At 39.7% G+C, this 11499-nt stretch carries 8 protein-coding genes; 3 read left to right on the top strand and 5 right to left on the bottom strand.

All coding sequences use genetic code 11. The features are described 5' to 3' along the window. Nucleotides 1-213 precede the first annotated feature (213 nt). Nucleotides 214-2655 carry a DUF5686 family protein gene (locus tag ACED20_RS19050; RefSeq protein ID WP_378106341.1) on the bottom strand — a complete coding sequence of 814 codons (2442 nt, stop codon included), beginning with the start codon at nucleotides 2653-2655 and terminating at the stop codon, nucleotides 214-216. Between the two features lie 97 nt (nucleotides 2656-2752). Next, the gene (locus tag ACED20_RS19045; protein ID WP_378106339.1) at nucleotides 2753-5236 is read right to left on the bottom strand and encodes a hypothetical protein; all 2484 of its coding nucleotides are present in this window, start codon (nucleotides 5234-5236) and stop codon (nucleotides 2753-2755) included. A 385-nt stretch (nucleotides 5237-5621) separates the two neighbouring features. Here ACED20_RS19045 and ACED20_RS19040 point away from each other — a divergent pair, with 385 nt between their 5' ends. The 3 genes from ACED20_RS19040 (at nucleotide 5622) to ACED20_RS19030 (ending at nucleotide 8982) form a co-directional block, all read left to right on the top strand. Further along, a complete protein-coding gene (locus ACED20_RS19040; protein WP_294241840.1) occupies nucleotides 5622-5960 on the top strand; it encodes a MerC domain-containing protein in 339 nt (112 codons plus the stop codon). A 90-nt stretch (nucleotides 5961-6050) separates the two neighbouring features. Beyond that, nucleotides 6051-7253, top strand: coding sequence for a GTP-binding protein (locus tag ACED20_RS19035; protein ID WP_378106337.1), 1203 nt, complete (start codon nucleotides 6051-6053; stop codon nucleotides 7251-7253). Nucleotides 7254-7569: 316 nt separating this feature from the next. Then, complete coding sequence (locus ACED20_RS19030; RefSeq protein WP_378106335.1) at nucleotides 7570-8982, top strand: alkaline phosphatase; 1413 nt, start codon at nucleotides 7570-7572, stop codon at nucleotides 8980-8982. A gap of 287 nt (nucleotides 8983-9269) precedes the next feature. Here ACED20_RS19030 and ACED20_RS19025 read toward each other — a convergent pair whose 3' ends face one another. The 3 genes from ACED20_RS19025 to ACED20_RS19015 all read right to left on the bottom strand — a co-directional run bounded on the left by ACED20_RS19025 (nucleotide 9270) and on the right by ACED20_RS19015 (nucleotide 11383). Continuing rightward, the gene (locus tag ACED20_RS19025; RefSeq protein WP_378106333.1) at nucleotides 9270-9677 is read right to left on the bottom strand and encodes a 5-fold beta-flower protein; all 408 of its coding nucleotides are present in this window, start codon (nucleotides 9675-9677) and stop codon (nucleotides 9270-9272) included. 264 nt (nucleotides 9678-9941) lie between these two features. After that, nucleotides 9942-10559, bottom strand: coding sequence for a flavin reductase family protein (locus ACED20_RS19020; RefSeq protein ID WP_378106331.1), 618 nt, complete (start codon nucleotides 10557-10559; stop codon nucleotides 9942-9944). A 59-nt stretch (nucleotides 10560-10618) separates the two neighbouring features. Further along, the gene (locus ACED20_RS19015) at nucleotides 10619-11383 is read right to left on the bottom strand and encodes a tryptophan-rich sensory protein (protein WP_378106329.1); all 765 of its coding nucleotides are present in this window, start codon (nucleotides 11381-11383) and stop codon (nucleotides 10619-10621) included. Nucleotides 11384-11499: the final 116 nt, after the last annotated feature.

Here is an 11499-nt window from a genome sequence, read left to right as displayed (position 1 = left end):
ATTGGTCATAGACGAGTTTTTGATAGCCTGAAACACCTAAAAATAAAATCGAAGAATTTTTTAACCAGGAATTTGCACAGATTTTCACGGAATGTGAAAATCTGTAGAATCTGTGGGAGGCTTTTATAATGAATTGTTATCGGGTAAAGTAAAAATCAAAAAACAGTGGCTTAAAAAACCACTGCCTTATCATATTGTATTATATTTCTGTATTTAAAAGCCTAACAATCTTAATTTAAACTGGATGGCAAAATTATCCTTGAAGCTTCCTGTGTTATAATGGCCTACGCGGTAGAAGAATCCGAGGTTAAACTGGGAAGAAAGGAAGTTGTTCCACTCCAGGCCGACTTCGTTGTAGAGGTGGTTCAGGGTTTCAAATTTGAACTGATGATCCTGTGGATTTTTCATGTCGCCGGTAATCCCACGGTAAATAACGTCGAAACTCGAAACATTTTTACCAAAGCTCTTGAAATACCACGGCAGTCTGTGGGTCAGGTAGATGCCGGCAAATTTATCATTGTAATATTTACCGCCTTCCATTGTCGCAAACCCAAGATAGGAGGTCAGGTTGAAGTTTAAACCGCTTTTTCCGTTAGCCAGTCCGTTCATGGTGAAGTTTTCCCAGATCGGCGCCTCCCCGACAACCAACCCTCCGTAGGCACGGATTCCGGTAACCCCTAATTTTGTTTTGAGATTATGGCTGATCAGTACGTCAAACCTGCTGAAGCTGAAATCGCCGTCCCAAGCTTTAAGCCCCTGCTCATAATTGAAGTAGAACTCCGGATAATTCTGTTCGTAGGTGTATTTGCCTTCGGGCGTCATTACGTTTTTGGAATTCGGAGAATATTTGAGGGTAAGGGTTGCTGAAGTAATGTCGAAACGTTTGCCCAAATCTTTATAGCTGTAATCGAACAGGGCTTCTTCCTGTGATTTTTTAGTGGCTATATTCAGGGTAAGGCCGTTGGTAATATCGTTTTCATAGCTTAGTTTAAAACCTTCATAGCTGTAGAAAATGTTATTGTTGATGGCTACTCCCGAATTCATGATTTGCATTCTGAAATTCCAGAGGTTCTCAGAAAACCGTCCTGCGGCATTTACATCATTAAAGTATTCAAGCCTGAAAAATGAATTTTTCTCCAGGGTGGTTTTGATGTCTACTCCACCTCCGAATTTGAATTTTTTGTCATAGATTCCATACGCAAAATAGGCATCCGGCGAAATATACGGATTGAATCTTTCGTTGAGTTTAACGCCTAATCCAAGACGGACGTGCTCGTATTTGTTGTAACCGAATACTTTCGCCAGATCGAAATCCTCCATTCCCAGACGAAGCTTTCCTTTCAAAAGCCCGGCAAGGCCTTTTGCTTTCTGATCCAGTTTATAAGCATTGCTCAGACTGTCTATTTTCACGTAGGTATTCTCTTCTCGTTCATTAAGCTTTTCCGTACGGTATTCGTCCAGCAAGTTGCCATCAGAATTTTTCACGGAAATGGTATAGCCTTTAAAATCTTTTGGATTTTCCTCAATCGGCGTTTTAATGTCGAAATAATCAGCGGTCGCATAAGCATAGGTTCCGAACTTTTTGCCCTTGTCTTTTTTCTTTTCTCTTTTCTCGCCCCGCAGGCTGATGTTCATATCCAGAACATTGCTGTTTACTTTCAGCTTATAATCTTCTTTCAGCAGGAACCATTTGTCTTTAACGGGAGTCCAGATGCTGGTTACGGTCCCTTCGTTGGCCTCGTTGCTTTCGCTCTCGATTTTTTTAAGGGCGTAAGTGGCTTTATCGATATACAGATATCCATTGAATTTTTTACGATCCCGCGCTTCCCGGTTATTCACCTGTCTGAACCGGATCACATAATTTTCACGGCCGTCGATCTCAAGGGAATCGGTAAGGAAAAACCGGTACAGGTTTCTGTTTTCTTCTTTTACTTCTTTAGGAATTTTGTTGCGGTTTGACCGGAAGGCCATCAGCTCGTACAAAGGCTGCTTGAGACCGGAAACCCGGTTATCCAGAATGTTGATTTTTTCCCCATATTTCTGTGAATACATCACTTCGGAAGCGCGTTCCCACAGAAACATTTTACTCTGACCCGCCAGCTGTGCCAGTTGTACGGATTGTAACGAGTCTTTCTTATCTTTAGGCTTCATTGGCCTCTGAGGAAGCTTTTCCAACGAATCGATTCTTTTTCTTATGTAATTATTATAGCTTTCAATACTGTCCTGATCCAGATCCATGGCTATTTTTTCATACGACTTGTAGGCATATGATTCAAGGCTTTGGGGTGAGTTCTGATTGTAGTTATCGTTTACTTTCTGCAAGATTTCCAGTGCCCTCGGATCACTTTTGTCGGACAAGACCACGCCTTCTATGGATTTTGTTTTCGGCTCTCTTCTCACAAGAAATACCTCCATTACTTTATCGGTAAGATAGCTTGCTTCTTTGTATTCGGTTGCGGAAACAGCCACTTTTTTACAGTCTGAGGTAAAATAAAGAATCCCCGATGCATTACTTTTGCCCAGAACCGTATGGTCACAGCTTACGGTGGCATTACTGATGGGCAAATGGGTTTCGGAGTCTTTAATAGTGATTTTCGACTGGGAAAACAGGAGGGTTGAAAACAACAGCAATAGTAGCGGGTAATATTTATTCATAAAAGGTGTATTAAATAAATGAGGATAAGCACATCTCATCGTCCTTATCCTCATCAATGTTTATTAGGCTGGCAAAAAGAATGCCGATTAATTTTATTTAAATAATGTATTTCTTAAGCCCTTCCATAATTCCCTGCCACAGCATATTGAAGAAGCTTCTTTCAGGATCTCTTTTTTTCTCGATCACCACATGCTCCGGCTCTCCTTTAGAATCGTCCTTTACAAACCAGTTGGCGATCTTGGTCAGTAGTTTTCTCTCTTTCCCCTTTTTATTCAAAAGGTTAACGTACATATCGTTGTATTTGAAGTAAAACTTCCCGTTGATGCCGGCGGAGTTTCCGTAATAATCGAATTTCAGGTAATCGATCTGCCCGTCCAGTGTTACATTAAGATACGGCCGGACAAAAAGATTGACGTTTTCTGCGGAGAGTTTTCGGATATCCCCTTTTATGGTAAAATAATCCGAACGGTCTTTGACATCAAATCGCCAGTTTACTTTGGTATCTGCAGTACCAAAGAAGTCAAATCGGGCATCGGTGTTGATCACCGTCGGCCGGCCTTTTATTTTTGCATTATTCACATTGGTAATCTGCGCATTGAATTTATTAAAGGTAATTTTTCCCGGAATGTTGCTGTTCTCCGCATTTTCTTCGTAGGTCAACTCGGAATTTCTGAGGTTAACGTTTTTAATAAAAAGCGGCATCTTCACATCCCTTAGTTTTTTGCTGAAAAAATAGCGTATGGCATTATCATCAGGCGGAGCAAGATCATGGTAGATGTTGCAGTTCAGCCGGTCAATATCAACACGGCTGATATCGATAACCGCATCTTTTCCGAAAGACGACTGATGGTCTTCCACTTTAATTTTCCTAACGGCAATAGTATACAGATCGGTTTCCTTGGCAATCACCCGGCTGAAAGCTTTACGGGAATATTTCGGGGTAAAATGCAGATCCGACATCTCCGTTGTCTTCCCTGAATTTGCAATCCCGGCCACTGATAAATTATAATATTTCCCGGCGTCAAGATGGATTTTCTCAGCTTTGACGTCCCGTTTCTGAACGGCAAATGGAATGCTGTGTCCTAAAATCTTCTGGTCGGTATAGATACCGTCAAGCTTAATATCAAAAGACTCCACCGACATTTTATGTTTATTCTGAACGGTTTGGGCAAATTTACCGTTTGTTAGCCGAATGAAACCGACTTTTGCTGCAAATTCCTGAGGCGTAGCACTTTTCTTCTTGTCCGGCGATTTTTTTGCAGGGGAACTGATGGCGATATCCGGACGGTCGATAAAAATTCCTGCAAAATCGATATTCAGCTTCTGGCCGATGTACCGGCTTTTATTCTTCAGTAATCTGATCTGACTTGCCGATGCCGTGAATACATCTTTTGAAATATTCTTTTTTAAGGCCAGCATCCTAAAACCATCAATGATAATATCTGAGTTTTTTGAAGTGATTTTTTCTACTCTGATGGCTTGTGCCGGATCGGCTTTAAAATAGATATTGTCGGCTTCGATATCATGATTCGTGAAACGGAAAGGGATTTTCTCTTTCACGGTATTTTTGTCAAAAACAATGTCATTAAGCTTGAAATTAAAATGCTCGACAGACGCGGTTTTTTCCCGATCCTGCTGAAGGACGGTGATTTTACCATTCTGGAAAAAGATATTCTTCATCCCGATTTTCATTTCGATCTCCTTTGGGTTTTTATTTTTTTCTACGGTCTGCTTCCCGGTAGAGGTTACCTTCAGATCGGGTTCCGAAAAGTATACTTTGGAAACGATGAGGGAATCCTGGCTAATGTTAAAATCATCGGCTGTAAATTCCCCGGCTGCAAAATCAAAAATATTTTTTGAATTGTAGTTCCGGGGATTCTGAATAGGCTTCAACCGGAAAGCCAACAGTTTCAATGACTTTTTTGAGGCTTTCACCTCCCGGGAATGGATCTCGTAAAATTCATTCACCCCTATTTTAATGTTTGAAGCTTTTATCTGAGGGTCTTTAAAGGCTAAAGGTATCTTCGAATCATTGCTGCTTTGGGTAATGTCTGTAAGACTGACCGCAATATTCTCACCTTTGAAAATCGGTTTTCCGTTGGCATCTTCCACATCAGCCGTTACATTTTTAATGGACAGATTATTTAAGGTAAGATCCAGTTTTTTCTTTTCTTTTTTTTCCTTTTTATCTTTAACGGCCGTTTTAACAATAATATTTCCATCCGAAACGAGCAGCTGGTCGGCATGGTATGATTTTTTGAAAAATGCTTTCATAATCCCGAAATCCGTGATTTTTACCTGTCCCACGCTTCCCTGAATCTGGGTAATGTTTTTATTTTTCGTGTTTTTGGTGGCGATTTTTAATTGGTTAACGGTAATATCGCCTGACATCAGGCTGAGTTTAAAGCCTGAGATTTTAACGATATACGGTGTTTTATCGTTTACCATGTCCGGCAGTTTCCGCTGCAGGTAAAACTCGAGGGCAAAGGGAAAAGCGACGGCGAGCACAACAATAACGGCAATAGTGTAAATCAGCCATTTACGGCGTCGGGGTTGAGAGGGTAAAGATTTATCATTCATCAGTAAAAGTTCTATCTCGGGACTAACAAAACATATTCCAAGTTGTCAAATAAGACCTTTCACACCAGAATTAAAATTCCGGGAATCGTATAAAAGAGATAGGCTATCCGCACAGACAGCCCTATCCTGTTCATCTATAACATTAATTGAATCTTATTAATAATAATTTACATTGGAAAAAAGAATACGGATTAAAAAATAAAAATAGCTTATGAAGTATTAACTGTCCACTTATTAATGCAACAAAATTGCATTAAATAAAATTTATTTAGTACTTTTGCAACATGGTTACAATAAGAATTATGGAATCACGCAACATTTTTAAGCCTTTAATTTATTGATAATCAATATTTTGAAAATTTTACAATGAAAAACAAAGTCATATATGAAAACAAAAATCTTTGATTATATAGGTATTTCGGCAGCGGTTTTATGTCTGATTCACTGTATTTTATTCCCTTTAATAATGATTATCCCACTTGGAATCTCGCATAATCCATTTATTGATCTAGCATTTCTGATCATTGGGACAATCATGGTTTTCCGAATTACAAAAAAAATCGATACAACCTGGCTGAAAGTACTCTTTTGGTCTTCCATTGCGCTGATTGCTATTTCTGTCGGATTGGATTTTATCTTTCACATCCACTTCGAACTGATTTATCCGGGGGCTGCCGGATTGATCATCGCCCATCTTATTAATTTTAAAAATCACAAGCATTAATGATAATTAATAGTTGGCTCTGTTCATATTTAACAAACAACGGAATGCAATCCTTTTATCCATAATCTATTCAAAAATCCATTCTTAAAAATGCAAAAAAGAATTCCTGTTACCGTTCTGAGCGGTTTTTTAGGCGCCGGTAAAACCACATTGCTGAATCACATTCTTCACAACAAAGACCATCTGAAAGTTGCCGTTATTGTGAACGATATGAGTGAGGTTAATATCGATGCAAAACTGGTTAAGGATCAGAATTCATTATCCCGTACCGAAGAAAAACTGGTGGAAATGAGCAACGGCTGCATCTGCTGTACACTCAGAGATGACCTCTTAATCGAAGTAGAGCGTCTTGCCGAAGAAAACAGGTTTGATTATCTTCTCATAGAAGGAACCGGAATTGCAGAACCCGTGCCGATCGCACAGACTTTTTCCTATGTGGATGAAGAAAGCGGTATCGACCTTTCACGTTTCAGCTATATTGATACCATGGTAACTGTTGTAGATTCTCTCAATTTTTTCAAGGATTTCGGCTCCAATGAATTGCTGACAGACCGGGATCTTACGGACATTGAGGGCGATCACAGAACCATCGTGAATCTCCTGACCGACCAGGTGGAATTTGCTAATGTTATCATTCTCAACAAAACCGATCTGGTAACGGAAAAATCCGTGGATTTCCTGAAAGCTGCGATTAAAAAACTTAATCCGGATGCAAAATTCATCAGATCGGAGTTTGGAAAAGTAAATCCCGAAGAAATCCTGAATACCGGCCTTTTTGATTTTGGAACGGCGCAGGTATCCGCAGGCTGGCAGAAGGAACTACAGAACGATCATCATACCCCGGAAACCGAGGAATACGGGATTGGTTCATTTGTTTTCCGGCATAAAAAACCATTCCATCCGATGCGATTCTGGAATTATCTGAATCATAAATATCCTGCTGGCGTTATCCGTGCCAAAGGCTTGTTTTGGCTGGCTTCCAGACCCGGTGACGCTCTCAATTTTTCACAGGCCGGCGGGTCTTTCCGTTTGGAAAAAGCCGGAGTCTGGTGGTGCAGCATGCCGATGAGTCAGCGTGCAATGTATGCCTCTTTTGCAGAAAATCAGGATTTTATAGAATCAAAATGGGACAAAACCTGGGGTGACAGAACCAACGAGATGGTCTTTATCGGTCAGGATCTGGACAGAGAACAAATGATTCTGGACCTGGAAAATTGTCTTTTGAAGGATAACGAAAAATATATGTTTGACCAGAAAATATCGTTTGACGATCCATTTCCCAAGAATATTTAAATCGTTCTTCGGTATTATAATGTTCGATGTAATAAAACATATAAATTGCTAATAATCCGCATATCGATCGTTATCGGTTGTGTTAAGTTAAAGCCTATTTCCATTTATATTTTTGCATTAACTTATACCGAGCTCTTATTTTAAATTAAAGAAAACTATCGAAGGCCAACATACAAGAAACCTCTATTAATGGTTAATTCCGGATATTGGCTAAAGGGATAAGTCAATTTTTTTTAATAAAATTTAAGATTTGTTTTAATATTCCATTCATTTGATTGAGAAATAATAATTCTAAATTCACACCAAAATACCAGCAATGAACAGACGCAAATTTCTGGGCGGTACCGCTCTTCTAACCGGCGCATTGGCCATAAGCCCATTTGATTTATTTGCCGGAAATCCGGAAAAAAAATTAAATTCCGGAGGAAAGAAAGCTAAAAACATCATCTTTATGATCAGTGACGGAATGAGCAACGGAACACTTTCTATGGCCAATCTTTATTCTAAGAATATCTTGGGCCGAGAAACCAACTGGATGAACCTCTATCTGGAAAATAAAGCTTCACGTGCATTGATGGACACTGCTTCCGCCAGTTCCATCGTAACCGACTCCGCTGCGGCAAGTTCATCTTTCGGGGGTGGATTCCGCGTTAATAACGGTTCATTAAATGTCGGCCCAAATGGCGAGCAGCATCTTCCGATCTGGCAAAAATTCAAGAAAAAAGGAAAGAAAGCAGGCTGCGTAACCTCAGTAACCATTACGCATGCTACACCGGCAGGATTTTGTATCAATTCAGAAAAAAGAAGTGCCGAACCGGAAATTGCCGAGATGTACGCACAATTTGGTTTTGATGTGATGATGGGTGGCGGTGATGAGTTCTTCAACGCGAACAAAAGAAAGGATAAAAAAGATGTATACTCTACTTACAAAGCAAAAGGTTATCAAATCCTGAAAAACCGATCTGACCTTAAAAATATTGATAAAACGAAACCTGTTTTGGGCATCTTCACTACTGGTGCACTTCCTTATTCCATCGACAGAAGCAATACGCCGGAATTGCAAAATACACCGACACTTGCCGAAATGACAAAGGCCGCTATAGACCAGATGAAAGACCATAAGGAAGGTTTTGTGCTTCAGGTAGAAGGCGGAAAAGTAGACTGGTCCGCACACGCCAATGACATTGCGGCGCTCATCCACGACCAGATGGCCTTTGACGAAGCTATAAAAGCCGTGATAGATTTCGCAGAAAAAGACGGTAATACACTCGTCATCATTACCACAGACCACGGCAATGCCAATCCCGGAACAATTTACGGAAACAGTGCCACCCAAAACTTCAACAGCATAGCCAATTATAAATTTACAAACGAGTATCTGCTGAATAACATTCACAACGATTTCAATACACAACAGCTAAAAGACTGGGTTTTTGAAAACAACCAGTTTTCGCTGTCCGATGAAGAAGCCAACCACCTTCTGAACTTCTACAAAGGATTGGAAAAAGAAGAAGAAGGACTTTACAATTATAAAAAACTACCTTATAAAATCTACTCAGAATTTCAAAAAAAACGTAACAATGTAGGCTGGATCAGTATGGATCATAGTGGTGATTATGTAGAGCTGGCAATGTACGGCCCCGGAAGCGACCAGCTGAAACCATTTATGAAAAATACGGACCTGCATTATCTGATGCTGAAAGCGGCGGAAGTGGAAAATAATTTTTAAGAGTAAAAGCAAAAAACCAATGGTTTCCTGCTCTTTATTATATTTATTTTGAAAAAACAGAAAAAACAACTTAAATTTTTCTGTCTATATACTCAATAATAGATAAAACTAAAAGGAATTCTCAAACATGACCTCTATATTATAACGCAATTCTATGCAAACTAAAGATTAATTTCCAGCAGTATCTGCTTTTGGTGGAAAGCATTACATTACATCGTATATGCAGTAATGGAATTTAGGGAAAGTAAAAAGTGAAATAATTTCCTTTATAAAAATGTTAATTCCTATTACAGCTTAAAAAAGAAAAACGCCACCGCAGCCCAGGATTTCTTTATACCGCTTGCATAGCCTAATGTACTGTGACTGCCGTTTTCTACGGTTCCGTTGTCTTTGATATACCCGATGGTAGAATGGCTGCTGTTTTCTACGGTTCCGTCGCTTTTAACGTATCCTACAGTGGATCCGCTTCTGTTTTCTATCGTCCCGTCGCTTTTTACACGGCCAATAGTGCTGTGGCTCTTGTCTTCAATAGTTCCGTCACTTTTGATATAGCCAACCGTGGAATGACTGCTGTTTTCAATGGTGCCGTCTGATTTGATGTAACCTGCGGTATTGCGGCTACCCGACTCAATGGTTTGTGCTGTTGCGAAAGAAACGCCGGCCAAAATCACGGCAGAGGTTAATAGTTTTTTCATAATAACTTACATTTATTTTTAAAATTAAAAATCTTTTTGTGTAACGAAACAGATTTCTTTTTCTACCGGTTTTCCTAAAAGGATTCAACATCCGAAACCGTTATTGTTTTTTATTTTTGCTAAAACCAAAGATACATTTTCTTCTTCTTTTGCCAGAATTTTGTATCTGAAAATTCTTTCAGATACCTTAATCACGCTGTCTTAAATGTAACATACCCTTATTCCGGTTTGTAAATTATTAATCTGAATTGAATTGTATGTGTTTTAAGGTTTGGCATACTTCAGCCTTTTGATCAGCCGGGTCTCATGATACCCGTCAAGGGAAGAACCGGCAACGGTACCGGCCTTTTCAAAATCAAAAATACCCTGATCGGCATCCCAGATTTCACCGGGGAAATACAGATCCGTGATTTCGCCGACCACCAACAGGGTGCTGTTGACCTGAACCGGGACAATTTCTTTTAAGCTTAAGCCTATTTGGACAAACGATTCTTTAACAAAGGGTGCTGAAAAATCACTTTTATACTCTGCCTCCAATCCGGCAGCATCAAATTCCGACTGTTCCCTCGCATAGCGGGCTGATGTCTGATGCGCTTTTTCAAAAATGTCTGTGTTAACATGATTGATGGTATAAAAGCCGGTTTCTTTTATGTTTTCCAGCGTATGCCGTTCCACGGAATCCGGACGGGAAATAATGCCCATTAAAGCCGGATCGGCCCCAATGTGCATCACCGAATTAAATAAGGCCAGATTGGTTTGTCCTGAGGCATTTGCGGTTCCGATCAGATTGAGGCTTTTAAAACCGCTCAGAGAATTGACCAGTGCTGTTTTAGCTCTTTTCTCCAGGCTGGCTATGTGTTGGTTTGTAAAGTGAGTTAACATCAATGAATAAAATTTAGATTTTTATTTAGCATACCGGATGAATTGTAAAACTCATCCATTTACAGCATACCTTTTTTCCTTGACAGTTTAAAAACGATATTGACAAAAACAAATAAAGCCGTCACGATGGCCGAAATATAAACCGCCTGATTGGAATATTGATTGGCAACCGCAATAGCGATCAAGGCCCAAACGGCGACCAGGGCAAATGTGCTCATGTTCTGTTTCCAGACCATATAAAGGTGAATTACGGCAGCTATAATGAACATCAGGACCGTCCATCCGGTTTCCGGAATTCCGAATCCTGACCACTGTATCTTTTTTAAATAGGCGGCTGCATCTGCAATTAATGCAACAGAAATCCATCCTGAATAAATGTAAAAGGGCAAGCGAAGGAAAACCGTTGTTTTGAAATCCCGGGATTCGATCAGGCCGCGGTTATTCCGTATAATTTTCAGCAGGGAAACAAACAGCAGCATCATAATCGGAATTGTCAGCAATGTATATTCATACAGCCAGGTAAAAATCCACAGGCTATTGGCGATACATGAAATAACAAACCACCATCCGGTATTTAAAATCGTTTTTTCTTTGGCTTCCGTATTTTTGGCGAATGGACCGTAATAAATGACAAACCCCAACAGACCGAGATAGATAAGACCCCAAATGGAAAAAGCATATCCGGCAGGAGTAAACAGATTCTGGTATTTTGCAGAAATGCTTGCCATCGTTTCATTGTTGAGCAATCCGGTATTTGAAAGGTAATTGATGCCGATTGTCGCCAGCAGGACAATGATATTTAAAATCTGAAACCTCTTTACCATAGTTTAATTTTTTAGTCTTTATTCTACCGTTAAGTTAATCAATTTTCTTTAAGCCGGAAAACACTACGAAGAAAATCGTGATGGTTTTTTACTGAATTTTTACTGGGTATATTTTT

The organism is Chryseobacterium sp. sg2396, from assembly GCF_042610505.1.
Lineage (GTDB): Bacteria > Bacteroidota > Bacteroidia > Flavobacteriales > Weeksellaceae > Chryseobacterium.
Note: the sequence above shows the minus strand (reverse complement) of the source record. Positions and strands in the feature narration are given on the sequence as shown.

Bases quoted from the DNA above. Each gene is read 5' to 3' on its own strand.
- ACED20_RS19050 (WP_378106341.1), bottom strand. From the start codon at position 2,655: ATGAATAAATATTACCCGCTACTATTGCTGTTGTTTTCAACCCTCCTG.
- ACED20_RS19045 (WP_378106339.1), bottom strand. From the start codon at position 5,236: ATGAATGATAAATCTTTACCCTCTCAACCCCGACGCCGTAAATGGCTG.
- ACED20_RS19040 (WP_294241840.1), top strand. From the start codon at position 5,622: ATGAAAACAAAAATCTTTGATTATATAGGTATTTCGGCAGCGGTTTTA.
- ACED20_RS19035 (WP_378106337.1), top strand. From the start codon at position 6,051: ATGCAAAAAAGAATTCCTGTTACCGTTCTGAGCGGTTTTTTAGGCGCC.
- ACED20_RS19030 (WP_378106335.1), top strand. From the start codon at position 7,570: ATGAACAGACGCAAATTTCTGGGCGGTACCGCTCTTCTAACCGGCGCA.
- ACED20_RS19025 (WP_378106333.1), bottom strand. From the start codon at position 9,677: ATGAAAAAACTATTAACCTCTGCCGTGATTTTGGCCGGCGTTTCTTTC.
- ACED20_RS19020 (WP_378106331.1), bottom strand. From the start codon at position 10,559: ATGTTAACTCACTTTACAAACCAACACATAGCCAGCCTGGAGAAAAGA.
- ACED20_RS19015 (WP_378106329.1), bottom strand. From the start codon at position 11,383: ATGGTAAAGAGGTTTCAGATTTTAAATATCATTGTCCTGCTGGCGACA.